25 protein-coding genes are annotated in these 25,956 nt (G+C 64.6%); 5 read left to right on the forward strand and 20 right to left on the reverse strand.

Translation table 11 applies throughout. From position 1 onward, the window contains the following. The first annotated feature begins 81 nt into the window (after window positions 1-81). From ACVCMJ_RS05440 to ACVCMJ_RS05450, 3 genes are read left to right on the forward strand one after another with little or no spacing between them, the layout of a single operon-like run. On the forward strand, window positions 82-405 hold the full coding sequence (locus ACVCMJ_RS05440) for an ArsR/SmtB family transcription factor (protein ID WP_447080422.1): 324 nt from the start codon (window positions 82-84) through the stop codon (window positions 403-405). Further along, window positions 402-833, forward strand: coding sequence for a YeeE/YedE family protein (locus ACVCMJ_RS05445; RefSeq protein WP_447080423.1), 432 nt, complete (start codon window positions 402-404; stop codon window positions 831-833). The genes ACVCMJ_RS05440 and ACVCMJ_RS05445 overlap by 4 nt, the downstream gene beginning before the upstream one ends. A gap of 11 nt (window positions 834-844) precedes the next feature. Then, window positions 845-1,279, forward strand: a complete 435-nt coding sequence (locus ACVCMJ_RS05450) for a DUF6691 family protein (protein WP_447080424.1) — start codon at window positions 845-847, stop codon at window positions 1,277-1,279. A gap of 13 nt (window positions 1,280-1,292) precedes the next feature. Here ACVCMJ_RS05450 and ACVCMJ_RS05455 read toward each other — a convergent pair whose 3' ends face one another. From ACVCMJ_RS05455 to ACVCMJ_RS05480, 6 genes are all read right to left on the reverse strand, one after another. Then, window positions 1,293-2,201 carry a DUF1932 domain-containing protein gene (locus ACVCMJ_RS05455; RefSeq protein WP_447080425.1) on the reverse strand — a complete coding sequence of 303 codons (909 nt, stop codon included), beginning with the start codon at window positions 2,199-2,201 and terminating at the stop codon, window positions 1,293-1,295. Window positions 2,202-2,299: 98 nt separating this feature from the next. Beyond that, a complete protein-coding gene (locus ACVCMJ_RS05460) occupies window positions 2,300-3,298 on the reverse strand; it encodes an aldo/keto reductase (protein WP_447080426.1) in 999 nt (332 codons plus the stop codon). Window positions 3,299-3,454: 156 nt separating this feature from the next. Further along, window positions 3,455-4,624 carry an ABC transporter substrate-binding protein gene (locus ACVCMJ_RS05465; protein WP_447080427.1) on the reverse strand — a complete coding sequence of 390 codons (1,170 nt, stop codon included), beginning with the start codon at window positions 4,622-4,624 and terminating at the stop codon, window positions 3,455-3,457. 46 nt (window positions 4,625-4,670) lie between these two features. Next, on the reverse strand, window positions 4,671-5,645 hold the full coding sequence (locus tag ACVCMJ_RS05470) for a PDR/VanB family oxidoreductase (protein WP_447080428.1): 975 nt from the start codon (window positions 5,643-5,645) through the stop codon (window positions 4,671-4,673). 63 nt (window positions 5,646-5,708) lie between these two features. Then, a complete protein-coding gene (locus tag ACVCMJ_RS05475; RefSeq protein ID WP_447080429.1) occupies window positions 5,709-6,761 on the reverse strand; it encodes an aromatic ring-hydroxylating dioxygenase subunit alpha in 1,053 nt (350 codons plus the stop codon). 222 nt (window positions 6,762-6,983) lie between these two features. Continuing rightward, window positions 6,984-7,493 carry a MarR family winged helix-turn-helix transcriptional regulator gene (locus ACVCMJ_RS05480; protein WP_447080430.1) on the reverse strand — a complete coding sequence of 170 codons (510 nt, stop codon included), beginning with the start codon at window positions 7,491-7,493 and terminating at the stop codon, window positions 6,984-6,986. Between the two features lie 164 nt (window positions 7,494-7,657). Here ACVCMJ_RS05480 and ACVCMJ_RS05485 point away from each other — a divergent pair, with 164 nt between their 5' ends. After that, the gene (locus ACVCMJ_RS05485; protein WP_447080431.1) at window positions 7,658-8,383 is read left to right on the forward strand and encodes an alpha/beta fold hydrolase; all 726 of its coding nucleotides are present in this window, start codon (window positions 7,658-7,660) and stop codon (window positions 8,381-8,383) included. Window positions 8,384-8,435: 52 nt separating this feature from the next. On the opposite strand, the gene pobA is transcribed toward ACVCMJ_RS05485, so the two are convergent. After that, window positions 8,436-9,614, reverse strand: a complete 1,179-nt coding sequence (gene pobA, locus ACVCMJ_RS05490; RefSeq protein ID WP_447080432.1) for a 4-hydroxybenzoate 3-monooxygenase — start codon at window positions 9,612-9,614, stop codon at window positions 8,436-8,438. Between the two features lie 114 nt (window positions 9,615-9,728). Here pobA and ACVCMJ_RS05495 point away from each other — a divergent pair, with 114 nt between their 5' ends. Further along, window positions 9,729-10,640: a helix-turn-helix domain-containing protein gene (locus ACVCMJ_RS05495; protein ID WP_447080433.1), complete on the forward strand. Its 912-nt coding sequence runs from the start codon at window positions 9,729-9,731 to the stop codon at window positions 10,638-10,640. Window positions 10,641-10,700: 60 nt separating this feature from the next. Here the strand turns inward: ACVCMJ_RS05495 and rpoD are convergent, their stop codons facing one another. From rpoD to bamB, 13 genes are all read right to left on the reverse strand, one after another. Then, window positions 10,701-12,980, reverse strand: coding sequence for an RNA polymerase sigma factor RpoD (rpoD, locus tag ACVCMJ_RS05500; protein WP_447080434.1), 2,280 nt, complete (start codon window positions 12,978-12,980; stop codon window positions 10,701-10,703). 66 nt (window positions 12,981-13,046) lie between these two features. Next, entirely contained in the window at window positions 13,047-14,999 is a 1,953-nt protein-coding gene (gene dnaG, locus ACVCMJ_RS05505; protein WP_447080435.1) for a DNA primase, read from the reverse strand. Next, a complete protein-coding gene (gene rpsU, locus ACVCMJ_RS05510; RefSeq protein WP_043681943.1) occupies window positions 15,000-15,212 on the reverse strand; it encodes a 30S ribosomal protein S21 in 213 nt (70 codons plus the stop codon). Between the two features lie 225 nt (window positions 15,213-15,437). Continuing rightward, window positions 15,438-15,998: a phosphoribosyltransferase gene (locus ACVCMJ_RS05515; RefSeq protein WP_447080436.1), complete on the reverse strand. Its 561-nt coding sequence runs from the start codon at window positions 15,996-15,998 to the stop codon at window positions 15,438-15,440. Between the two features lie 69 nt (window positions 15,999-16,067). After that, the gene (locus tag ACVCMJ_RS05520; RefSeq protein ID WP_447080437.1) at window positions 16,068-17,363 is read right to left on the reverse strand and encodes an adenylosuccinate synthase; all 1,296 of its coding nucleotides are present in this window, start codon (window positions 17,361-17,363) and stop codon (window positions 16,068-16,070) included. Window positions 17,364-17,447: 84 nt separating this feature from the next. Then, window positions 17,448-18,614: an ATP phosphoribosyltransferase regulatory subunit gene (locus ACVCMJ_RS05525; RefSeq protein WP_447080438.1), complete on the reverse strand. Its 1,167-nt coding sequence runs from the start codon at window positions 18,612-18,614 to the stop codon at window positions 17,448-17,450. Window positions 18,615-18,676: 62 nt separating this feature from the next. Continuing rightward, a complete protein-coding gene (gene hflC / locus ACVCMJ_RS05530; RefSeq protein WP_447082682.1) occupies window positions 18,677-19,573 on the reverse strand; it encodes a protease modulator HflC in 897 nt (298 codons plus the stop codon). A 9-nt stretch (window positions 19,574-19,582) separates the two neighbouring features. After that, window positions 19,583-20,899, reverse strand: a complete 1,317-nt coding sequence (hflK, locus tag ACVCMJ_RS05535; protein WP_447080439.1) for an FtsH protease activity modulator HflK — start codon at window positions 20,897-20,899, stop codon at window positions 19,583-19,585. Then, window positions 20,868-21,971: a GTPase HflX gene (gene hflX / locus ACVCMJ_RS05540; RefSeq protein ID WP_447080440.1), complete on the reverse strand. Its 1,104-nt coding sequence runs from the start codon at window positions 21,969-21,971 to the stop codon at window positions 20,868-20,870. Before hflX ends, hflK begins: the two co-directional genes overlap by 32 nt. A 75-nt stretch (window positions 21,972-22,046) precedes the next feature. Further along, the gene (gene hfq, locus ACVCMJ_RS05545) at window positions 22,047-22,283 is read right to left on the reverse strand and encodes an RNA chaperone Hfq (protein ID WP_447080441.1); all 237 of its coding nucleotides are present in this window, start codon (window positions 22,281-22,283) and stop codon (window positions 22,047-22,049) included. A 79-nt stretch (window positions 22,284-22,362) separates the two neighbouring features. Next, window positions 22,363-23,439: a histidinol-phosphate transaminase gene (hisC, locus tag ACVCMJ_RS05550; protein WP_447080442.1), complete on the reverse strand. Its 1,077-nt coding sequence runs from the start codon at window positions 23,437-23,439 to the stop codon at window positions 22,363-22,365. Next, window positions 23,436-24,809 carry a ribosome biogenesis GTPase Der gene (der, locus tag ACVCMJ_RS05555; RefSeq protein ID WP_447080443.1) on the reverse strand — a complete coding sequence of 458 codons (1,374 nt, stop codon included), beginning with the start codon at window positions 24,807-24,809 and terminating at the stop codon, window positions 23,436-23,438. Before der ends, hisC begins: the two co-directional genes overlap by 4 nt. Further along, the gene (gene bamB / locus ACVCMJ_RS05560; RefSeq protein WP_447080444.1) at window positions 24,802-25,953 is read right to left on the reverse strand and encodes an outer membrane protein assembly factor BamB; all 1,152 of its coding nucleotides are present in this window, start codon (window positions 25,951-25,953) and stop codon (window positions 24,802-24,804) included. The genes der and bamB overlap by 8 nt, the downstream gene beginning before the upstream one ends. Window positions 25,954-25,956 lie beyond the last annotated feature (3 nt).

A 25,956-nucleotide genomic window follows, 5' to 3' on the forward strand; every position in this document is an offset into this window, starting at 1 on the left:
GAGTATGCACTATTCAGTTGTACATATTATTGACATATATTATATGTGAAAATATAGTAATTGAAACGATAGGAGCCATGAATGCCAACTGAAGTTCTGGATCCCGCTTTGATGCGGGTCGCCGCGGAGGACGTGGCCGACAAGCTGAAAATCCTGGCCAACCCGGATCGCTTGCTGTTGCTGTGCCAGCTCTCACAGGGGGAACGCTGCGTAGGCGATCTGGAAGAGGTTCTGGACATTCGCCAGCCGACGCTGTCCCAGCAATTGCGGGTACTGCGCCATGAAGGCGTCGTCCGTACCCGCCGGTCGGGCAAGTACATCAATTACAGCGTGGCGGATCAACAGCTGCTTCAGGTCCTGACGCTGCTCTACGAACTTTATTGCCCCAAGGAGAACCGGCCATGATCGACTGGAATGCGTTCACGCCTGGATCGGCGCTGGCCGGCGGCATGCTGATTGGCCTGGCAACAGCACTGTATGCACTGCTCAACGGCCGCATCGCCGGTGTCAGCGGTGTGCTCGGGGGGCTGCTGAGCCCCCACCCGACAGACCTCGCATGGCGCCTGGCTTTCATCGCCGGGCTGGCCGTCACGCCCTCGCTCTTCGGGCTGTTCGGCCGCTGGCCGGTCGTCCCCATCGCCACCGGGCATGGCGCGCTGGTACTGGCCGGACTGCTGGTCGGATTCGGCACGCGCCTGGGGTCCGGATGCACGTCGGGCCATGGTGTCTGCGGCCTGTCACGCCTGTCGCCGCGTTCCATGGCGGCCACAGCCGTGTTCATGGCTGCCGGTTTCGCGACCGTGTATGTCGTCCGTCATATCCTCCATCTGTAAGGCAATCTCTCATGGGCATCATCACATCATTATTAGCGGGTATCGTCTTCGGCGCAGGCCTAATGCTCTCCGGCATGGTCCTGCCGGCCAAGGTCTTGGGTTTTCTCGATATCACAGGCGCCTGGGACCCCTCATTGGGGCTGGTCATGGTCGGCGCCGTGGTGGTGGCGTTCGGAGCGTTCGTGGTGGCGGGCCGCCGCCGGCGATCGCTTCTTGGATTCGAAATGAAACTGCCCACGGCGCGTCACATCGACCGCCGGCTCATCCTCGGCAGCCTGCTTTTTGGAATGGGATGGGGAATTGCCGGGCTGTGCCCCGGACCCGCGATCGTCAATCTCGGCACGGGGCAGACAAAGGCCATCATCTTCTTTCTTGCGCTGCTGGCCGGCATGGGGATCTTCGAATTCGTTGAACGGCACCGCGTGAGAGGCGGTGCGCGCCGCTAGCCGAACAGCCGCATCAATCCCGGCGCTTGGCCTGCTGGATCAAGCGATCGGCGTAGGCCTGCCAGCCGCCCGATTTCTGGATGCCCTCGAACAGACCCTTGGCAGCGAGCCGGGCGACCCAATCCTGCTTCTGGGCCGTGGCCGCGGCCATCAACGGCTCGAATCCCGCTTCGCGTACCGTGTTGGCAGCCTCGCGCATTTCCTCGGCGCGGCGCTTCCCATGCTGGACTACGCGGCTATAGAAATAGCGTCCCTCTTCCGACCAATCGATAGAGGGGAATGTTTCCTTCAGCGTCGGCAGCACATGGTCTTCGACGCCGTAGGCGCGAGCGGTCGTGTAGCTTTCCACCACCAGTGCCTCCAGGCCCTTGATCATGACGCTGCGGCACATCTTGATGGCCGACGCGATGCCCAGCTCTTCCGAGACGGCGCGGGCGTCCATGCCCCAGGCGCGCAGGCGCACCGCCAAGGAATCCGCGTACGGGCCACCGAGCAGCATCGGGACGCGGATGCCATGCGGCGGCACCGAACTCATCACGCCGGCCTCCACATAATGCCCACCCGCCGCCTCGATGGCGGCGCCAGCCTCACGCTTGGCGCCGGGCGAGGCCGAGTTCAGATCCAGGAAGAGCGTGTCCGGCTGAAGATAGGCGGCCGCTTCGCGCGCCACGGCCACGGTATTGGAGGCCGTCACCGCCGAAATGATCAGATTGCTGGCCGCGCACAGATCGGATGCCGAACTGCACAGCGACACCCGATCCCGATCGGCCCGGGCCCGCAGCGGCTCGGCCTGGGCCGCGTCGGCGAGCTTGAGGTCCCAGGCGCAGACCGAGTCCACGTGGCTGGACAGACCGGCGCAAAAGATTCCGCCCACTTCGCCATAGCCGATGAATCCCAGCCTGGTGTTCTTCGTATCCTGCATGATGCGCATCTCCGTCATGAATAGGGCCGGACCCGTGTACAAGTCCGCAATCGCCCCAACGGGGCGCTGAACAACCGCCGTGCGTCAGGCGCGGTGCGTCAGGAATAACGCTCGGTATCGATTTCCTTGAGGGTGGCGTCGGCGTAGCGAGGCCCGGTCACTCGTTCCCGATCGAACCATTGCGACAGCTCTGCGCACGTGGCGTCATCCAGCACCACGTCCACAGCACCCACATTCTGCTCGAGGTGGGCCAGGTTGGTGGTTCCCGGGATGGGAACGACATTCGGAGCCTGGTGCAGCAGCCAGGCCAGCGCAAGCTGCGAGGGCTGGCACCCCAGCGCCTGGGCCCGCTCGCGCAGCGGCAGCAACAGCTTCAGGTTGCGCGCGTAGGCGTCGGGTTGAAAACGGGGGAGCCGCAGGCGCAGATCCGACGCGTCCAGGCGCCCCAGATCGGGCAGGCCGTCGGCCAGATACGCGCGTCCCAGGGGACTGAACGCCACCAACGCAACATCCAGCTCGCGGCAGGCCTGAAGCAGCCCGATCTCGACCTCGCGCGTCCACAGGGAATATTCGTTCTGCACGGCGGCGATGGGATGCACCGCATGGGCTCGCCGCAGCGTCCGGGCCGAGACCTCCGACAGGCCGATCTGCCGGATTTTGCCGGCGCGGACCAGATCCGCCAGCGCTCCCACGCAGTCTTCCAGCGGCACCGACTTGTCCCAGCGGTGCAGGTAGTAGAGGTCGATCACGTCGGTGCGCAGGCGGCGCAGCGAGTCCTCGCAGGTCTGCTTGAGTGTTTCCGGGCGGCCGTCGATCAGGCGCTTGCCGTCCGGCCCCCGGAAGATGCCGCATTTGCTGGCCAGCGTGAAACGGGTGCGATGCGGCGACAGGATCCGTCCCAGCAGTTCTTCGTTGGCGCCAAAGCCATACAGGGCCGCTGTATCGAACAGCGTCACCCCCGCATCCAGCGCGCCCAGGAGCAGCGTGCGCGCCTGTTCGTCAGATACCGCGGGCCCGTAGCCGTGTGACAGCCCCATGCATCCCAGGCCGATCGGAAAGACCCGCAGGCCGCCAATTGTGCGTTGTCGTGTCGTCATCATCCTCTGATTATCGCCATGAAGCCGCCCGATGTTAAGGGCCGGATCCCGACTAGCAGCTATACCGGCCCGGTATGGACGACATCGGGGCGGCCTCCGAAGAGTCTCGCCCCGATCCCCGCTGCGGAAGCGGGAGGTGCCGCCCGGATCAGCGTCTTACGACTTGCCCGGATCCTTGACCGCCTCGAACGTGTCGAATTCCACGTTCTGCAGCACGCCGTTCACGCGTTCGACCTTGCGGATGTAGACGTTCTGGGTGATGTCGCGCGTCTGCGGATCGATTTCCACCGGACCACGCGGGCTCACCCATTTCATGCCTTTCACCGCGGCCATGAACGCATCACCCTTGGCATCGCCCTTGGTTTTCTTCAGCGCCTCGTCGATCAAGCGCATGCCATCGTAGGAAGCCGCGGCGACCATGTTCGGACGCACGCCAGGATAGGCTTTCTCGTAAGCCGCCACGAACGCCTTGTTCTCGGGGGAATCATGGGCGGTCGAATAGTGGAAGGAGGTGATCATGCCCAGCGCGTTGTCGCCCATGGCGTTGATCACGTCTTCAGTCACCACGTCGCCAGTGGCCAGCAGCTTGATGCCGGCCTTGTCCAGCCCGCGCTCCTTGTAGCCCTTGGCCAGCGAAACGCCCTGCTCGCCGTTGGGCACGAACGAGAAAATGGCATCGGGCTTCGCGTCCTTGATCTTCTGCAGGAAGGGGGCGAAGTCGGGGCTGGTCAGCGGTGTCTGCACTTCGCCCACGATGGTGCCGCCCGCGGCGGTGAAGGTTTTCTTGAACTGCGCCGCGGCATCATGCCCCGGACCATAGTCGGCCACCAGCAGATACACCGAATGGATGCCATTCTTCGCCGCCCAGGTGGCCATAGGAGCAGCCACTTGCGGCAACGTCATCGACGTGCGCACGATATAGGGCGACTTCTGGGTAATGGAGGACGTCGCCGCATTGAGCACCAGCATGGGAACCTTGGCCTCGGTGGCCAGCGGCGCCACGGCAAACGCAGCCGGGGTCAGGCCAAAGCCCGCCAGGATATCGACCTTGTCCTGGATCAGGAGATTCTGCGCCTGGCGCTTGCTCAACGCTGGCGAGATGCCCGTGTCGTCCTTTTCGAGCAGGATGACCTTGCGCCCGCCCAGCGTGTCATCATGCTGCTTCAGGTAGAGCTTTGCGCCATTCATGATTTGCTGGCCAGTGGTCGCAAACGGCCCGGACACCGGGACCACCATCCCGATCTTCAGGTCTTGTGCCTGGGCCACGCCCAGGGCGCCGGCCGCCAGCGCCGCAGTCGCCAGCAATTTGCCAATGGAATGCTTCACGGAATTGTCTCCTCGGTTTTATAGAGCAGGTTTCAGGTGATGAGGTCTACAGATCCAATACCAGCAACGGCGTAAGCGCCCGCGAACAACAAGGCGTGAACTGATCGTTGGCCGCGTGCTCGTCATCGGTAAGGTAGCTGTCGCGATGGTCCGGAATGCCGGACTTTACACCGGTCAGGCAGGTGCCGCAGATGCCTTCCTCGCAGGATACCGGGATGAAGACGCCCTGGCGATCCAGCGCGTGTGTGATCGTTTCGTCCGCCGGAATGTCGAAGACTTCGCCGGTGCTGGCAAGCTGCACCTGGAACGCAACGTCCTGATCCCCCGTCTGCGGCTTGTCGGCTTCGCTCAACGCGAAGCGCTCGAAATGGACTTGGGTATCCGGAAGGCCCGCCGCGCGCGCCTGGGCGCGGATGAATTCGATATAACCCGCCGGCCCGCAGACGTAGACCTGCGCGGCATCGTGCACGGCCCCGGCCAACAGTGCCACGGCATCCATCGCGGTAGCCGGTTCGTCGTCGAAATGCAGATGCGCGCGGCCCGCGCTGGCCATGGACTCCAGCTCGGCGAGGAAGGCCGCCCGACCCCGGCTGCGGCAACTATAGTGCAGGGTGAAATCCGCGCCTTGCCGGTTGAGCGCCAGCGCCATGCAAAGGATGGGCGTGACCCCGATTCCTCCAGCCAGCAACAGGCTGTGCGCCGACGGCACCAGTTCGAAGCGATTGCGCGGCGCGCTGATCTGCAGCACGTCGCCGGCGCTTACCTGATCGTGCAAGGCGATGGACCCGCCCCGCGATTGCGATTCCCGCAGGACTCCGATCCGGAAACGGCTGCGGTCCTGGCAGTCGTTCATCAATGAATACTGGCGGATCAGGCCGCCGGGCAAATGAACGTCGATGTGCGCACCAGGCGTGAATGCCGGCAGCAGTCCGCCCGCCGCGTCGACCAGCTCCAGGCTCACAATGTCCTGGGCCGCGGCGGATTTCCCGGCGACCCGGACAGACAGCAAAGTATCAGTCATGAATTTCTCGTGTTGTCCCGGCCCGCAACGGACCCGAGCGCCGGATCGGGAACATACTGCACTTTAGCCGACTGTGGCCCCGGTCGGCAAAGCGCGCTCGGCGGCGACCAGGTCGTCCAGCATGCGATTGGCCCGCACCCCACCCGCATCGATGTTGAGGGCCAGCAAACGACGTCCCTGGAATGCATCGCGATTGCGCTGCTGCGCCTCGAGCACCGCCAGGTCCTGGTTGAAAATCTTGCCCTGTCCGTCGCGAATGGCATCTGTCAGCGCGGGATCGTCGGGCTTGAAGTGGCGCGCCATGCCCCAGAAGTACCAGTGTGACGTTTCAGTCTCGGGCGTCATGAAGTCCACCACGATCGAATACACCCGCTTGGATGGATCGGCCTTGATGCCGCCCTCGCCCGCCAGCGCGACGCCCACGTCGATCAGCACACTGCCCGGTGCCGTGAAACGCGAATACTGCCAGCGATCCACACGAGCCTGGTCATCAAGGCCTTGCGCCCGCATGGCCATCTGCCAGAAAGGCGGTGCCACGATGTCGTTCATTTCGCGGCTGGTCACGACCTGATTGCCTTCCACATGGGTTTTGACAGGCGACTGGTCGATTTCGTTCTGGCCGATGCTGCCCACGTGGACATAGGCCTCATGCGTGAGGTCCATGAGATTGTCGACCATCAGGCGATAGCTGCACTGGATATGATACAGCCCGCCGCCGAACGCCCATTCGGAGCTGTTCGACCACGGCAGATTGGGGATGGTGGCTGGATCGGCCTTCGCCGCATCGCCGGGCCAGATCCAGACATATCCGTGCCGCTCCTCCACCGGGTAGCTGCGGATGCAGGGAAAGCCATTGACCCGCTGCATGGGCATGGACACCGCTTTGCCTTGGCCGTCCATGACCAGGCCGTGGTAGCCGCACATCAGGTTGCCGTCCACCACCGAACCCAGCGACAGTGCCGCCCCGCGGTGCGGGCAAAAGTCTTCCAGCGCGGCCACCTTGCCTTCCCGGCCCCGATACAGAACGATCTGCAGCCCGCAGATCTTGCGCCCCAATGGTTTCCCGGCGATCTCATCCGGGGTACAGGCTACGTACCAAGCGTTCATGGGAAACATGCTCAATCTCCTGAAGAGTCGGTGCGGAGAGCAACACGCAAGCCGAGGATGGACCTCCGAATTGTTCAGCATGCTGTTATTCAGCACACTGAATATATGGCCATTTTACGAACCTCGATTCAGGCGTTGAACTGGTATTAACCCTCACGGACTGTCGGAAACCGGCGCGGTGAGCAGCCGGCCGTTCGGGATGTCCGAGCGCCTCTCCCGCTCTCCCGGCGCCTACGACCCGACGGTGGCCTGCTGCGAATCGGCGGCAGTCACCGGAGAAGCCGTGAACGGCGCCCGGCTTTGATGATTGTTCAGGTGTACCAGTTTTTCCAGCAGTACCATGAATTGGGATTCCTCCTCTGCCGAGAACTTTTCGAAGATGCGGCGGTGCAGGCGACTGATCCCCCCATTGACCTCGACCAGCAAGTCCCGGCCGGACTGCGTGAGGAGCAGCCGCCGCTGCCGCCGGTCGGAGGGATCGACTTCACGCGTCAGTAGCCCCTTTTCTTCGAGCCGGGTGGCGACGCTGGCCGCCGTGGACGTATCGATGGCCGCCAAGCCGGCCATGGACACCTGGTCAACCTGGGGATTGTCCATGACCACGCACAGGACGGCGTATTGTATGGGCGTCACCCGGTTGCCGATCTCGTCGTGAAAGATCGAAGCCGAAATCTGCTGTGCGCGCCGCAGCAGATGGCCCGGTTGAACGTAGAGGGGCTCATACAGAATAGAATCCGACATGCAGGGTCTCGCGAAACACCGCTGGGCTTGCGGTCCGGAATGTCCGGCGAACCGGAAGCGCTGCCCGTGCGCCCAGCCCAGATTATCACGCCGAAAACCGGCGCGGACTGCGAGGCCGCGCCGCCGCCGGCCAATCCGCTTCATTCCTCCTGGCGACCCGAATCATGAACCCCTCACCCGCACCCACCTGGATCCTCCTGCACGGCCTGCTCTGCGACGCGGACACTTGGGCCGACTTCATTGGCCCTCTTTCACGCACGGCGCCCGTACTGGCGGCCAAGCTCAGCGGCATCACCTCGCTGACCGAGGCTGCACAAACCATTCTGCAACGAACGAGCGGGCCGGTCGTCGCCGTCGGGCATTCGATGGGCGGTCGCGTCGCGCTCGAAATGGCGCGACAGGCGCCCGACCGCGTCCGCGGCCTGGTGCTCATGGACACCGGCTACAAAGGCCTGGGTCCGGACGAAATCGACCGCCGGCGCGCCATCGTGCAAGCCGCACAAGCCGGCGGCATCGAAGCCATCGCAGATGACTGGCTGGCGGGGATGATTGCTTCGAAGACGCCCGGCAACGCGACACTGATGCGCCGCATGCGAACCATGGTGCTGCGCTCCAGCGTCGCCTCGTTCGCCGGACAGATCCAGGCGCTCATCGAGCGGCCAGACGCCACGAACCTGCTGCCCGGAATCGGCTGTCCCGTCCTCCTCATGAGTGGTGCCGAAGACCGATGGAGCCCGCTGTCGCGGCACGAAGCCATGGCCAAGGCCATCCCGGGCGCCGAACTCCATGGGATCCCGGAAGCCGGCCACATGGCGCCTTTTGAAGCCCCCGCGACATGCCTGGAGCACATCCTGGAATGGGCCATGCGCCATGAACTGACCGCGCCTTGAGCGGGACGCGGGCCTGCACACCCGCAGCGGAGCGCAGGCGTCCCGGGAGCCGTCAGGCTATCTTCTCGAATGGCAGCCCGACGTAGTTTTCGGCAATGCAGGTGCGCGCCGCCTCGGAGCCCAGACTGTAGGCGGCTTCGGTTTCCTGCAGCCGCTGGCTGAACGGGTCGTGATCGAAACGGTGCAGGACGGACGTCATCCACCACGTGAAGCGCTCGGCTTTCCAGACCCGCCGCAGGCAGATCTCGGAATACCGTTGCAGGGCCTCGGGCTGTTTGTCCAGATACGCCTTGCGCAGCAGGTGATAGAGTGCGTAGACATCGCTCGCCGCCAGGTTCAGGCCCTTTGCGCCGGTCGGCGGGACGATGTGCGCGGCATCCCCCAGCAGAAAAAGGTTCCCGTACTGCATGGGTTCGACCACGAAGCTGTGCAGGGGCGCGATACTCTTTTCCAGCGAAGGACCCGTCTCCAGTTTCGCTGCGACATCAGGCGCCATGCGGTTCTTCAGCTCTTCCCAGAAGCGGTCGTCGGACCAGTCCTGGACCTTCTCGCCCTGCGGAACCTGCAGATAGTAGCGACTGCGTGTGAGCGAGCGCTGACTGCAAAGGGCAAAGCCGCGTGGGTGGTTGATGTAGATGAGTTCGTGCTCGACCGGGTGCGTGTCGGCCATGAGCCCCAGCCACCCGAACGGATAGGTCCGCTGGAATTCGCGGATCCTGTCGCGCGGAATGGATTGGCGCGATGGCCCATGAAAGCCGTCGCAACCGGCGATGTAATCACATTCCAGGGTGTGCGTCTGGCCATCTTTCACGTAGGTGACCGAGGGATGATCCGACGCAATGTCGTGCAGCCCGACCTCGTCGACCTCGTAGAAGCTCAGGGCGCCTTCCTCCTTGCGCGCCTTCATCAGGTCCCGCGTGACTTCTGTCTGTCCGTACACCATGATGCTGGTGCCGCTCAGTTTCTTCAGATCGATGCGCGTGCGCTCGCCGTTCACAAAAATCGAAAGACCGTCGTGGACATGGCCCTCGCGCTCCATGTGCGCGGCCACGCCCGCTTCCCGCAGCAATTCCACCGTCCCGTGCTCCAGGACGCCGGCGCGGATGCGCCCCAACACATACTCCGGGCTGCGCCGTTCCAGAATCACGTTATCGATGCCGCAACGGTGCAGAAGCTGTCCCAGCAGCAGTCCCGACGGGCCGGCGCCGATGATGGCCACCTGTGTTTTCATGTCTGTTCTCCATCCAGGCCATGGCGCCCCCTGGCGCGCGGCCTCTTCACCTTCAGCATGGTGCCCGAGCCACCCCGATTTTTGAATGGATTTTTAGAGGGTAAAATTACCCAAATGGCATCTCTTGACTTCGCACCGATCTTCAAATTGTACGGCGGCCAGGACGAATGGCCGACCGCTGAAATGGTGCATTGTGAGACCATTGCCACCCGCAGCCGCTTGCACAATTGGCATATCCGCCCCCACCGCCACTCCGGCCTCTACCAGGTCCTCTCGCTGCACCGCGGCGAAGCCACCATCTGGCTGGACGACACGCGGGTGCGGCTGACGGGTCCCGGCGCTGTGGAAATCCCGCAGGCCTTCGTGCACGGCTACGATTTCACGACGAACTGCGACGGGCACGTCATCACGATCGCCTATCCGTTGCTGGCCCGGCTTGTCCACCGTCTGGATCCCAAGGCCTCCATTCCGGACCGGCCGGCCGTGCACAGACTGGACGAACGCCCATCCGCCCAGGCCCTGCACGAGGCGTGCAGTCAGCTTCAGGCCCAATACACCGGCGCCCAGCCCTATCGGGAAGCGCAACTGGAAGCCTGGCTGACGCTTCTCTACGCCCGGCTGCGCAGCAGCCGCCCGGAAGGCACACCGCAGCCCGCCCGTTCACGCGGGCTGAGCCACTACGCGCGCTTCACCGCGCTGCTGGAGGACGCCTATGCGGACCACCACGACGTGGCCTGGTATGCGGGGCGCATGGGACTGACGGCGGCCCACCTGAACGTCGTGACGCGCACCCATGCCGGCAAGCCGCCGCTTCAGCTCATCCACGAGCGGCTTTCGCTGGAAGCGAACCGGTGCCTGCTCTATACGCCGCTGAGCATCAGCGAGATATCGGATGCGCTCGGCTTCGCGGAACCGGCGCACTTCACACGGTTCTTTCGCAACGTGACCGGCGAATCACCCAGGGACTTCCGCCGCCGCGCCGCCAGCACGATCGTCTGGGAGCCGCTCCGAGCCCCGACGGAATGAAACAGGCCTGCCGAGAGGCAGGCCTGTTTCAGGGACGGATGCAAGCAGCCGCCGCCCGCGTCACTGGCCCTCGAGGAAGCTCTTGAGCTTGTCGGCGCGGCTGGGGTGGCGCAGCTTGCGCAGCGCCTTGGCTTCGATCTGGCGAATGCGCTCGCGCGTCACGTCGAACTGCTTGCCGACCTCTTCCAGCGTCTGGTCGGTGCTCATCTCGATGCCGAAACGCATGCGCAGGACCTTGGCCTCGCGCGGCGTGAGCGAATCCAGCACTTCCTTCACCACGTCGCGCATGGATCCATGCAAGGCGAAGTCCGAAGGCGACACGGTGCCGGTGTCCTCGATGAAGTCTCCCAGGTGGGAATCGTCATCATCGCCAATCGGCGTTTCCATGGAAATCGGTTCCTTGGCGATCTTCAGGATCTTCCGCACCTTGTCCTCTGGCATGTCCATCTTCTGCGCCAGGGTGGCGGGATCCGGCTCGGCGCCCGTTTCCTGCAGAATCTGGCGATTGATGCGATTCATCTTGTTGATGGTCTCGATCATGTGCACCGGAATACGGATCGTGCGCGCCTGGTCGGCAATCGAGCGCGTGATGGCCTGACGGATCCACCACGTGGCATAGGTGGAGAACTTGTAACCCCGGCGGTATTCGAACTTGTCCACGGCCTTCATCAGGCCGATGTTGCCTTCCTGGATAAGGTCCAGGAACTGCAGCCCGCGATTGGTGTACTTCTTGGCAATCGAAATCACCAGCCTGAGGTTGGCCTCGGTCATCTCGCGCTTGGCCTTGCGGGCCTTGGCTTCGCCCGTGGCCATGCGCTTGTTCACGTCCTTCAGGTCCTTCAGCGGCAGCACCACCTGGCGCTGCAGCTCGATGAGCTTCTGCTGGATTTCCTGGACCGCCGGCGCGTGGCGCGACAAGGTCTCGGAATAATCATGGCCAGCCGCGACTTCGGCGTTCACCCATTCGAGGTTGGTCTCGTTACCCGGAAAATCCCTGATGAAATGCACCCGCGGCATGCCGGCCCGAGTCACGCAGATGGACAGCGCCGCGCGCTCGTGAGCGCGGACTTCGGCCACCTGGGCGCGCAACGCATCTGCCAGCCGCTCCACCATCTTCGCGGTAAAGCGCACACCCAGCAGTTCGGCGTGGATGGCCTCGCGAGCCTGGACGTAAGCCGACGAGCGGTAGCCTTCGGCCTCAAAGGCCTTGCGCATCTTGTCGAACCAAGTCTCCACGAGCTCGAATTTCTTCAGGGCCTTGGTGCGCAGGTACTCGAGCTGCTTGCTGCTCATGCCGCCCGCCGGGCCGTCGTCCTCGTCGGAAGACACACCCGAACCAGCGTAGTCCTCGCCATCCTCATCCACCAGACCGTCGACCACCTCGTCGATCTGGGCCGATCCGTCGCGGACGCGGCGGACGTGTTCCAGGATCTCGTTGACCGTCGTAGGGCAAGCGGCGATCGCCATGACCATGTGCTTCAGGCCGTCTTCAATGCGCTTGGCGATCTCGATTTCACCTTCGCGGGTGAGCAGTTCGACCGTCCCCATTTCGCGCATGTACATGCGCACCGGATCGGTGGTCCGGCCAAAATCGGAATCGACCGTCGTGAGCGCGGCCTCGGCCTCGTCCTCGACGTCGTCGTCCGTGGACCCCGAGGGAACGTTATCGCTCATGAGCAGCGTCTCGGCATCGGGCGCCTGGTCGTAGACCTTGATCCCCATGTCGTTGAAGGTGCTGATGATGCCGTCGATCGCCTCGGCGTCCACCAGATCGTCCGGCAGGTGATCGTTGATCTCGCCGTAGGTCAGGTAGCCGCGATCCTTGCCCAGCTTGATCAGGATCTTCAGGCGATTGCGCCGGGCCTCCTGCTCTTCGGGGGTCATCTGGCTGCGCGCGGGGCTTTCCTTTTCGCCCTTGGCGCGCTTGCCGCCGCGCTTGGGCAGCGGCTTCAGATCGGGAATGACCTCGCCGCCATCGGCGTCGTCATCCACATAATCGGCGCCATCGCCGCTCCCGCTCTTGGCCGGCCGGCCCGGCTTGCGGCCGGAGGCGATCTTGGGCGCGCGCGGTTTGGCCGCCGGTTTTTCGTCTTTGGCAGCCGCCTTTTTCGAGGCTGCGGGCTTCTCGGCGGCCACGGCCGACTTTGCAGCCTGGAGCCTCGCCGGTTTCTCCGCCCGGGTTGCAGCGCCCGCAGCCGGAACCGCTTTCGCACCGGCTCCGGCCCCTGTCCTTGTGCTGGCCCCCTTCACCACGGTCTCGAGCTCGGGGCTTTCCGCCTTGGTCTTTTTGGACACCGTTTTCTTGGTGGCCACAGGGGTCTTGCCAGTTCCTTGGGTCATGTGTCTTTCCCGTTGACGCTACAACTTATTGAAAATCATGTATTTTACTTCACCTGCCCGGAAGATTCATCCCGCCGCCGACTTCAGGCGGGCCAGGCGCCGGCTCAGTTCCCGATAACGGCGCCGCTCATCTTCCGTGGGCAGTCCGCCCTGAATGAGCCTGTCGCACTGGTCCTGAATCGTCTGGCGTTCCAGTGCCCGGAGGGCATCATCCCACTCGGCCTGGGGCTCCGGCAGGTCCTGAGCCAGCAGTTCGGTGGACAGCTCCTGGATCGCATGCGCCAGATCCGAGTCGGGATCGGCCGCTTCGAGCAACGCCCCGGCGTGCACGGCCCCGCCTCGGCTGGCCAGCCCGACCAGGTCCCGTACAAGACGAAGATGGGGATGTTGAGCCAACAATTCAAGCTGCTGGTCTCCCAGACGCGCCACCAGTTCCGGGTGCGCGAGCAGCAGCCGCAGCAACCGGCGCGCCATGGGCGTGACCTGCCGGGTCCCCGAGCGACGCCCGGTTCGCCCACGGCCGGACGGGGCGAAGCCCGCCCGGGCCGCATCGTCCGGTTCGAGGCTGCGCACCCATCCAGGCTCGTGCGGATCGAAAGCCGGACCCATGGCAGGCGCCGCGCGATAAGCGGCCACCCCCGCCGCCCCTTGGGAGTCACCGGTCCGCGCTCCATCCTCGGGGAGGGGCGCCTTCCCGGCCGGTGCCGGCGAGAATCGCCGGGAACCTGGATCCTGGGCGAGCATCTGGCTGAGCTCCTCGGGCGTCAGGCGCACCCGCTGCGCGAACTCCCGTTCCACCTGAAGCCGATAGCCACCTTCCGGCATCTGGGCGAACAGGGGGCGCGCCTCGTGCACGCACGCCGCCCGCCCCTCGGCCTCGGCCAGATCATGGCGCGCCGCCAATTCGTCGAGCATGAAGCGCGACAGCGGAATCGCTTCATCCAGGCAGGCGCGCAGGGCCTGGGCGCCAAAGGCCCGGATATAGGAGTCGGGATCGTGTTCCTTGGGCAGAAACAGGAACCGCATCGAGACGTCTTCGGCCACCCAGGGCAGACAGGCCTGCAGCGCCCGCCAGGCGGCCTTGCGTCCGGCGTTGTCGCCATCGAAGCTGAACACGATGCGGTCGCTGGCGCGGCGCAGCTTCTGGAGGTGATTGGCCGTCGTCGACGTGCCCAATGTCGCAACGGCGTTGGCCAGCCCGAACTGCGCCAGGGCCACGACGTCCATGTAACCTTCCACGACGAGCACACAGCCCTCGGCGTGGATGCCGCCGCGCGCCTCGTGCAGGCCGTAGAGTTCGTTGCCCTTGGAGAACAGGGATGTCTCGGGGGAATTCAGGTATTTTGGCTCGCCCGGCTCGATCAGGCGGCCGCCGAAACCAATGAGCTGACCTCGCGGATTCCGGATGGGGAACATGACCCGCGAGCGGAAGCGATCGTGCCTGCGGCCGTCTTCGGCCTCGATCACCAGGCCGGATTCCAGCAGTGCCGGATCCTCGTAGTGTGGAAAGACGCTGGCTAGCCCACGCCGGTCGGAGCTCGCCCACCCAAGCCCGAACTGCGCGGCGATCTCGCCGCTCAGGCCGCGCCGCTTCAGATAGGTGATGGCCTCGGGCGCCTGCTTGAGCGCAGCCCGATAATGCGCCTGGGCCTGTTCCAGGATCTGCTGCTGGCGCGAGCCCTCTTCACGGCGCTCGCGGTCCGCTGCGCGCTGGCGCGGTGTCCTGGATTCTTCGGGTACCGACATGCCCACGCTGGCGGCCAGCGTGCGCACGGCTTCCGGAAACGGTGCGCCGGTGTGTTCGGTCAGGAAGCGGATAGCGCTGCCGTGGGCACCGCAGCCGAAGCAGTGATAGAACTGCTTGGTGGGGCTGACCGTGAACGACGGCGTCTTTTCGGTATGAAAAGGGCACAAACCCAGCAGGTTTGCGCCCCCTTTGCGCAACTGGACGTAGCGGCCAACCACGTCGACGATATCGACGCGCGCCAGCAGCTCCTGAATGAAGGATTCAGGAATCAATCAATAGAGTCGCGGCGGCAGTTGTTGGCTGCGAATGCGCTTGTAGTGACGCTTCACGGCGGCGGCACGCTTGCGCTTGCGCTCGGCCGTGGGCTTTTCGTAGAACTCGCGCGAGCGCAGTTCCGTCAGCAACCCGGTCTTCTCGATGGTGCGCTTGAAGCGCCGCAGGGCAGCCTCGAAGGGCTCGTTTTCTTTGAGGCGGACAATCGGCATTCAGAATCCTTAAAGCCTGTGGTTCGGGGGCGTGCGGGGCGTCTTTGGTCGCATATGCGCGCCACAGAGGCGCGCAACCCAATGTGCAAAACCCGTCTTGCCCCAGGTGGGCGAGGGTGAAAACTAGATAACAAGAAATTCTAGCATGAATCCAAGGCGTTCATCCAACGGGAGGCTTCGTTGCGGGCGTACCGCCGCGTTTGATCCGCGCCGCCTGAGCGGCCGCTATTCTTCCGGGGGGTGGGCGGTCCGCACCCCCTTGCGGATCCAGGACTCGAGCTGATGCGGGCGCAGACTGTCATAGTCCTCGAACGGCTGGTGGATCCAGGGGTTGGTCGGCAACTGATCCACGAAGTAATCAGGCTGGACCTGCGCGTGGCCTTTTTGCCAGAGTACGGCGGTTCTCAATTCAGTGATGCCCGGAAACTGGCGCAGCAGGTGATCGCGCACGCGAGTGAAAGTCAGCCCCGTGTCCACCATGTCATCCACCAGCAGCACCCGGCCGTCGAGCGTGCCGCGCGTAATGGTGATGAACTGGGCGATATCGAGTTGCCCCTGGACGGTGCCGGCGGCTTCGCGGTAGCTGCTGGTGGCGAGGATGCCCAACGGCAGGTCGAAGACACGCGACAGCACGTCGCCCACACGCACCCCGCCGCGCGCCAGGCACAGGATCTTGTCGAACGCCCAACCCGATTCATGGACCTTCAAGGCCAATCGTTCGATCAGCGCGTGGTACTGCTCCCAACTGACCCACAAGTCGCGATCAGTGCTCGGCGGCACGTTCATTGCTGCTTCCTTTTCAGATTCAATCAAAAAAACCGCAAGCGGGCTTGCGGTTTCGAGGCTCAGGACGACTCAACCCTGGAGGGGATGGCGCAATACGATGGTCTCCAGGCGGTCGGGCCCTGTGGACACCATGTCAATGGGGACATCGCAGACCTCGGCGATGCGCTCCAGGTAGCGGCGCGCATTGACGGGCAGCTTGTCGTATTCCGTGATGCCCACCGTCGACTCCGACCAGCCGGCCATTTCTTCGAGTACCGGCTCGGCCTCGGCTGCCGCATGGGCGCCGTAGGGGAGCACGTCGAGGAACTTGCCCTTGTAGCGATAGCCCACGCCGATCTTGATCTGTTCCACCCCATCGAGCACGTCGAGTTTGGTGATGCACAGGCCCGTCAGGCCATTGATCATCACCGAACGCTTCATGGCGGCGCCGTCGAACCAGCCGCAACGGCGCGGGCGGCCTGTCACCGAGCCGAATTCCTTGCCCACCGTGGCCAGACGCAGGCCGGTGTCGTCCAGCAGCTCGGTCGGGAACGGACCCGAGCCGACGCGCGTGGTGTAGGCCTTCGCGATGCCCAGCACGTAATCGAGCGCCTGCGGACCCAGTCCCGCGCCCGCGGCGGCCGCACCCGCCACGCAATTGCTGCTGGTGACAAACGGATAGGTGCCGTGATCGATATCGAGCAAGGTGCCCTGGGCCCCCTCGAACAGCAGGTTGTGGCCGGCACGACGAGCCACATGCAGGTTGCTGGACACGTCGGCCACCATGGGCTCGATCTGGGGCGCCAGCGCCATGACATGGTCGCGCACCTCGGCCGCATCGACGGCCTTCGCTCCGAGATACTGCGTCAGCACGAAATTGTGATAATCCAGGACCTCGTCCAGCTTTTCATCGAACACCGTGGGATCGTACAGATCCTGGACGCGCAGCGCCCGGCGCGCGACCTTGTCCTCGTAGGCAGGCCCGATGCCGCGCCCGGTGGTGCCGATCTTGCCTTCGCCCTTGCGCGCTTCGCGCGCCTGGTCCAGCGCCACGTGATACGGCAGGATCAGCGGGCAGGCCATGGAAATCTGCAGGCGCGAGCGGACGTCCAGCCCGGCCGCTTCGAGCTCGGCGATTTCGCCCAGCAGCGCCTCTGGCGCAAGCACCACGCCATTACCGATATAGCAGGTGACGTTCGGGTGCATAATCCCCGACGGGATCAGCCGCAGAACAGTCTTGCGGCCATTGATCCACAAGGTGTGGCCGGCATTGTGCCCACCCTGGAAGCGCACGACGCCCTGGGCTGACTCGGCCAGCCAGTCCACGATCTTGCCCTTGCCCTCATCACCCCATTGGGTGCCGATCACGACGATGTTCTTGCTCATAAGCTTTGCGCATGCGGCGACAGTTTGCCGCCTGGGAAACGTATTAGTTTATACCATCCCGCTTTGTGGGCCCCGTCCGCAGCCTCAGGGAGCCACCGGCCGAACCGCCCAGCCTTCCGGGGTGGACACCAGTTCCCGGTCCACATGGAATTCATCAGGGCGCTGGGGCTCGCCCGGAAGCACCTGGATGACGATGTGACCCTGGCTGCGCAGTTCCCGAACGGCGCGCACCAGCGCCGGATCATCGGACCAGGGCGCCCGGACGGCTTGTGAGGGTTGAGCCTCCGGCAGGCCGGCGGAAAGCTTGCGCAAATCCAGGCTGAAACCGGTCGCCGGCCGCGCCCGGCCGAACTTGCGGCCGATGCCGTCGTAGCGGCCGCCCCGCACCAGCGCATCATGCCACCCCTCGGCGTAAATGGAGAACACCACGCCCGAGTGATAACCGTAGCTGCCGCCCATGTCCGCGAGGTCGATGGCAATAGGGGCATCCGGCAGCGCTCCACACAGCGCCGCCAGGGCATCGAGGGCCGCCTGCACGGCCGGCAAGGCCGGCAGGCGCGTGCGCGCCCGATCCACCACCGACAGGTCGCCATACAGGCCCGTCAACGCGCGCAGCGCGGCCAGCGTCTCGGCCTGCGCACCGGACTGCCGGCACAGGGCTTCCAGCCCCGGGACATCCTTGACGCTCAACAGGTCGAACACCCTGTCACCGGCATCGGCGAGCGCCGGATCGGCGTCCACCAGCGCGCGCCCCACCCCGGGGTGATTCAGGTCCAGCCGGGGCGCCACCACGCCGGCACGGCGCACGGATTCCAGCGCCAGGCGAATGGCCTCGATATCCGCCTGTACGCCAGCGTGGCCGAATATCTCCGCCCCGATCTGCAGCAACTCGCGATCCGAGAGGAGATCGGCCGGTCGCGCATGCACCACCGGACCGCAGTAACACAGGCGCGTCACGCCGGGGCGATTGAGCAGATGGGCGTCGATGCGCGACACCTGCACCGTGATGTCGGCCCGCACGCCCATGGTCAGTCCGGAGAGCTGATCGACCAGCTTGCAGGTGCGCAGCCGCAGCGCCTCATCATCGGCCAGCATCAGGGAATCCAGGTATTCCACCATGGGCGGTGCGACGAGCTCGAAGCCATACGTGCGATACAGGTCCAACAGGTCGCGGCGCAGTTCCTCGATGCGGCGTGCCTCGGCCGGCAGGATGTCCGACAGGTTCTCCGGCAGCAGCCAGTTCGACTTCATGTTCAGTGTTCCAGAAAAAACGACTCGCCTGGTGCGGCTGCACCAGGCGAGTCGAGGCAAGTTTACTTCGCAGCGGCGCCGGCCGGCTTGTCGCCCTTGGGCTGATCCCAATAGCGGAAGAAGTTCGAGTCGGGGCTCAGCACCAGCGCGCTGCCGGGCTTGGCGAAGGACTCGCGGTAGGCTTCCAGGCTCTTGTAGAAGCTGTAGAACTCAGGATCGCGGCCATAGGACTTGGCATAGATGGCGGTCGCCGTGGCGTCGCCCTCGCCGCGCTTGGCCTGAGCCTCGGCATAGGCCTTGGCCAGGACCTCCTGACGCTTGCGGTCGGCCTCGGCGCGAATGCGTTCGCTGTCGGCCGCCCCGGTCGCGCGCAGGCGGTTCGCTTCCTGCTTGCGCTCGGCCTCCATACGCCGATACACGGATTCAGAGATCTCGGGAGCAAAGTCGATGCGGCGCAACCGCACGTCCACCACGTCCACGCCCAGCGGCTTGGCGCGTGTCGCCACCGAGGACTGGATTTCTTTCATGATGGTGTCGCGGTCCGTCGATACGACCTGTTTGACCGTCCGCACGTTCACGGCGGCGTTCAGGGCGTCGCGGATCTGCGCCTGCAGACGCTCGACAGCCGCGCTGCTGTTGGCGCCGAAGGTCACATAGAACTGCCTGGGATCGGCGATGCGCCACTTCACGAACGAATCGATCAGAAGGTTTTTCTTTTCAGCCGTCTGGATCCGTTCGGGGTCGCGCGTCTCGATGGTCTGCAGGCGCTTGTCCAGGTAGACCACGTTTTCAAAGGGCGGCGGATACTTGAAATACAGCCCCGGCTTGGTGATGGTTTCCTTGACCTCGCCCAGCGCGAACAGCAGGGCCGAATCCCGTTCGCGCACGATGAACATGCACGAAGACAGCAGTGCCGCGACCACGACCAGACCAACCAGAGCTGGAAATAAGCGTTGCATCATGGGCTCCTAGTTCGAGTACGGGTTGGTCATCAGCGAATCCAGGCTCGACGGCACGCCTCGCCGCGCGGGACTGCCGCGCGATCCGGCGGCGGATTTTGGGGCCTGGGCAGCCGCTGCCCCCGAAGCCGCCTGGGCCGCCGAAGAGCTACCGCCCGATTCCGCTGACGACACAGCGCGGCCGGCGTCCTTGGCCGCCTGGCCCATGATCTTGTCCAGTGGCAGGTACAGCATGTTGTTGCCTACCGGAGCGTCCAGCATGACCTTTGCCGATTCGCCGAGGATGTCCTGCATGGTCTCCAGGTAGAGGCGCTCGCGCGTGATGTCCGGCGCCTTGGTGTATTCCGTCACGATGCTGTCAAACCGGGAAGTGTCCCCGTGGGCCTGACCGATGACCTTCGCGCTGTAGCCCTCGGCCTCCTGGATCATGCGGGCAGCCTGGCCTTCCGCCTCGGGCAGCACCTGGCTGGCGTAGGCATTGCCCTCGTTGATTTGCCGCTCGCGATCCTGGCCCGCCTTCACCGCATCGTCGAACGCCGCCTGCACCTGTTCGGGCGGCTGGACGTTCTGGATGGCCACGGTGGAAATCTCGATTCCGGTCTTGTAACGATCCAGGATGTTCTGAGCCAGGCTCTGGACTTCGGTGGCGACCTCGGTACGGCCCGAATACAGCACGAAGTCCATGGGCTTGCGGCCCACGATTTCACGCATCGCGGTCTCGGCCGCCTGGCGCACGGACTCGTCTGGCTGGCTGGTGTTGAACAGATACGCCGGTGCGCCGTCCGGACGCAGGCGATACTGCACCACGAATTGCACGTCGACGATGTTCTCGTCATTGGTCAGCATCAGCGATTCAGACAGGACCTTGTTGCGCGACGAACCCCGGAAGCCGACCTCGAAGGTCCGCAACTGCGAGATATTCACCGTCTGGGAATCTTCGATGGGATAGGGCATGCGCCACTGCAGGCCCGGCGTCAGCGTATGCGTATAGCGGCCAAAGCGCGTCACGACGGCGACCTGGCCTTCCTGGACGATCATGAAGCCGCTGGCCAGCCACAACAGCGCGGCAATGACGACGACCAGCACCAGGAAACGCGGCGACGGTCCGGGCAATTGCGGCAGGCCTCCCGAAGGGCGAGGCCCGCGTCCGCCGCCGCCCCGGCGCCCGAACAGCCCCGTCAGCCGCTTGTTGAAATCGCGCCAGACCTGATCGAGATCGGGCGGTCCGCCAGCCGGGCCGGGCTTGTGGTGCGAATCGTCTTCCGGGTTCTGGCCATTGCGGCCCCAGCCCGGATCATTCAGGTTGAACAGATTCATGAATCGCATTGCTTCCCGTGTGCCCCCCAAATTCGACAATGGCTTGCCGCAAGCCGTCCAGCCCGCTGCGCTCCTGCGCGCTGACAAAGACTCGCGCAATCGTACCATGTTCATTTCGCTCGACCCGGGGTTCGTAACCGGCCAGGTCAATTTTGTTATAGACCTGGATCTGGGGGATTTCCTCGGCCTGGATGTCGGCCAGGACCTTGTTGACCTCGGCCGCCTGCTCCTCGCGTTGCGGGTTGGCCGCATCGATCACGTGCAGCAGCAAGTCGGCGTGGATGGTTTCCTCGAGCGTGGCGCGAAAGGCCGCAATCAGCGTGGGCGGCAGTGCACGGATGAAACCCACCGTATCGGACAGGACCACCTGGCCGGCGCCTTCGAACCAGATGCGACGCGTGGTGGTGTCCAGGGTCGCGAACAGCTGATTGGCGGCATAGGCACCGGCGCGCGTCAACGAATTGAACAACGTGGACTTGCCGGCATTCGTGTAGCCCACCAGCGATATCGACAGCGTCTGGCCGCGGGCACGGGCCCGGCGCTGCGTGGTGCGCTGGCGCTGCACCCGCGCGAGCCGCTCGCGCAACGCCTTGACGCGCGCGCCGATCAGCCGCCGGTCGGTTTCTAGCTGCGATTCGCCGGGCCCGCGCAAGCCGATCCCGCCCTTCTGGCGCTCCAGGTGGGTCCACAGGCGCGTCAGCCGCGTAGCAAGGTGCTGGAGCTGAGCGAGTTCGACCTGCAGCTTGCCCTCGTGACTCTTGGCCCGCAGGGCGAAGATATCCAGGATCAACGCCACCCGGTCCACGACGCGAACCTCGAAATGCCTCTCCAGATTGCGCTGCTGCGCGGGCGAAAGCGGCCGGTCGAACAGCACGACCTCGGACCCCGTCGCCTCGACCAGGGCGGCCGCTTCTTCGATCTTGCCCGAGCCGATGAACCCGGCCGCGTCCGGGCGCAAGCGCCGCACCGTCAGAACCTGCTGGATTTCGGCACCCGCGCCGGCGGCCAGCATGACGAATTCTTCCGCGTGGGCCTCGAAGTCGGGCTCGCCCAGATCCACGCTGATGACCAGGGCCTTCATGCGCCGCCCCAAAAAGGAACGCCCGCCTGCGCGGGCCGCGCGGCGGGCGGAATCGGATGCAACCCGGAGTCGGCGTTATTCAGCAGAATCGTCCACCTGAAAGACGACCGGACGCGCTGGCACGACCGTGGAAATGGCGTGCTTGTACACCATTTGCGTGACCGTATTGCGCAGCAGCACCACATATTGATCGAAAGATTCCACTTGTCCCTGGAGTTTGATTCCATTGACCAGATAGATCGAGACAGGCACATGATCCTTGCGCAAGGCGTTCAGGAAGGGGTCTTGAAGAATTTGCCCTTTGTTGCTCATGGACGAGACTCCGTTTATAAAAGTTATAAGACGTTATTTTAATGCGATTCGACCCGCCCAAACGAGGCGGTCCGGCTATTTACGTCGCCAGAATCATCTTCAGAGTATCGCACAGGCGCGCGCACTGTTCGTCGGTACCCACGGTGATGCGAAGGTACTGCCCGATGCGCGGCGCCTGAAAGTGACGCACCAGGATGCCTTGCTCGCGCAGCGCGCGCGCAATGATGGCGGCTTCCTCGCGGCGATGACGGGCAAAGACGAAATTGGTTCGCGACGGCAGTACGTCGAAACCCAGTTCCTTCAATCCCGCCGACAGCCGGGTGCGCGATTCGATGACGGCCTGGCGGGTGCGATCGAACCAGACGTCGTCCTCGATGGCTGCCTGCGCGCCAGCCAGCGCCACGCGATCCAGCGGATACGAGTTGAAGCTGTCTTTCACGCGCGTCAGGCCCTGGATGACTTCCGGGCGAGCCATCGCGTACCCCACGCGCAGCCCCGCCAGCGAGCGCGACTTGGACAGCGTCTGGATCACGACCAGGTTCTCGAAGCGGCTGATGAGCGGGACGGCGCTCTGGGAACCAAAATCGACATAAGCCTCGTCCACCACCACGGCACTGTCGGGGCGCGCCTGTGCAATGGCGGCGACGTCGTCCAGGCTCAGCGCGCAGCCGGTCGGTGCATTGGGATTGGCAAAGATGATCCCGCTGGGCTCCTGCTCCACCGCCCCGGTGTAATCGGCGACACGCAGCGTGAAATCATCGGCCAGGGCAATCAGTCGATGGGGAACGTTGTAGAGGCGGCACCAGGTTCGGTAGAAGCTGTAGGTCACATCCGGCAGCCAGAGCTGGCGACCGCCACGCAGGAACAGCGCATTGAAGACATGCGCCAGGATTTCATCCGAGCCATTGCCCAGAAACACCTGATCGGGCGCGATCCGGTAGCGCCGGGCAATCGCCTGGCGCAAATCCTGGCCGCGCGGATCGGGGTAAAGCCGAAGATCGTCCGACACGGCCGCCCGCATGGCCTCGATGGCGCGGGGCGACGGTCCGTAGGGATTCTCGTTGGTGTTGAGCTTCAGCAGGTTCGGAATGCGAGCCTGTTCGCCCGGAACATAAGGGTCCAGACCCGCAACGTGGTCACTCCAAAGCGTGCTCAAGACGTCTCGTCCTTCAGATAGGGATTGCGCGAGGATTTGAACTCGACGCTCAACGGCGTGCCGGCGAGATTGAAGGCCTCGCGGAACTGGCCTTCCAGATAGCGCCGGTAGGAATCAGGCACCGCATCGAGGGCGTTGCCGTGGATGATGATGCGCGGCGGATTCTGGCCACCCTGGTGGGCATAGCGCATCTTGGGTCTGAAGATGCCCTTGCGCGGTGGCGGCTGCTGCTCGACCGCGGCCTGCAGCGTGCGGGTCAGCTTGGGCGTGGACAATTTTGCGAAGGCAGCCGCATGGGCGGCATCCACGGCCTTGAGCACCGGACCCACGCCCTGCCCCTTCAGGGCCGACAGGGTCAGCATCCGCGCAAAAGACAAAAAGCGCAGCTTGCGGGCGTATTCGCGTTCCACCCATTCGCGCTTCTCGCGGTCAATGGCGTCCCATTTGTTCAACCCCACCACCAGGGCGCGACCGGCCTCCAGGGCAAAGCCGGCGATATGGGCATCCTGGTCGGAGATGCCGGATTCGGCATCAATGAGAAGCAGCACCACATTGGCCGCCTCGATAGCCTGGAGCGTCTTGATCACCGAAAATTTTTCGACGGTCTCGAAGACCTTGCCGCGCCGGCGCAGGCCCGCCGTGTCGATCAGCGTGTAACGGCGCTCGCCGCGCTCGAACTCGATCTCGATGGCATCCCGCGTCGTACCGGGCAGGTCATACGCGATCACGCGCTCCTCGCCCACCAGCGTGTTGATCAGGGTCGACTTGCCCACGTTGGGGCGGCCCGCGATAGCAAGCTTGATCCGATGCCCGGCGGGTTCGTCGGCCGCCTCGGCCGGATCCGGGACGCTGTCCGGATCGGCCAGCAACGGCGCGAGCGCTTCGTCGACCAGATCGGAGATGCCATCGCCGTGCGCCGCCGAAATCGGATGCGGCTCACCCAGGCCCAGTTCGTGGAACTGCGCCAGAGCCGCGTGATCGCGCATGCCTTCGGTCTTGTTGACCGCCAGCATCACGCGCTGACCGGACTTGCGCAGCAGCCGGGCGATCTCGTGATCGTGGGCGTTGATGCCGTCGCGGCCATCCACGAGGAACACCACCACATCGGATTCGGCGATTGCCTGCTCGGTCTGGCGCGCCATCTCGACCAGAATGCCGCGCGTGGCCACCGGCTCGAAACCGCCGGTATCGACCACGATGAACGGATGATCGCCCACCCGCCCCTCGCCATAATGGCGATCGCGCGTCAGGCCCGAAATATTGGCCACCAGTGCGGCCCGCGACCGGGTCAGGCGGTTGAAGAGTGTGGACTTGCCGACGTTGGTGCGCCCCACCAGGGCAACCACAGGCTTGAAGCGGAGATCAGCCACGAACGCCCACCAGCAGGAGCTTCCCGTCCCCCGTCTGCACCAGCACGCCCTGCGGGCTGGCGACGAGCGCCGACTGGATCGGGTCGCTGCCCGCCTGCAGGCGCGCCATCAGCTTGCCGTCCGCGCGCGACAGGAAATGCACATATCCCTGGTAGTCGCCGACAGCCAGCGCGGGGCCGACCACGGCGGGCGTGGACAGGCGGCGGTTGAGAAGCGCCGACTGTTGCCACAGGGAATGGCCGTCTTTCAGGTCCAGCGCATGTACCACATCGCGCTGATCGGCCAGATAAAGGTGCTGTCCGTCGGTCGTCAGGCCCGTCGCGGAGGAAACGTCCTGCGTCCAGATGGCGCGACCGCCCTGGGAGATATCAAAGCACGTCGTATGTCCCTGGTAGCCCACCCCGCACAGCATCGGACCGATGATCTGGGGTTCGCCCACGATGTCGCTGATACGCTCCAGGTCCGACGCGCCGCGCGAAGCCGACACCGTGCCTTCCCAGCGAACCGCCCCGCTGGCCGGGTCCAGTACCATCAGCCGGCCGTTGGGCATGCCCGCGATCAACAGGTTCGGCTGCATCGCCAGGCGCATGCTGGTGCGCAGGGCCAGGGCCGGCCCCGGGCGCTGCACATTCCAGCGCAGCTTGCCAGTGGCGGCATCGAAAGCCTGCACACGATAGTCCGTGGTCCGCACGGCCACGATTCCGTTCCCCACGGCCGGCGGAACATTCACCGCGCTGGCCGCCTGCGCCGCCCATAGCTGCTTGCCTCGGGCGTCATAGGCGATCACCAGACCTTCCTGGGTCACCACGGCCGTCACATGACCATCGCTTCCCGCACCGGCGGACAAAGGCTTGGTGGCGGCCTGCCAGCGGACGGCGCCGGACGCCAGGTCCAGCGCCACCACGGACCCCGATGGCGCAGCCGCATAGACGCTGTCGCCAACGACCTGTGGCGCGAAGCCATAGCCGCCGCCACTGCCGATGGCCGCGGTCCAGCGCACCGCCACCGCCAGCGAAGGCGTGTACTCGGTCAGCGGCGCCGGATCGAACCGGGCGTCCTTCTGGGTGAACAGGCCGCAACCGGCCAGGCTGGCCGTCGCCAGACACAGGATGGCCGCGCGCAACAGACGAGTCGTGGTTCGCATGAG

Source organism: Castellaniella sp. UC4447_H14, assembly GCF_052978285.1.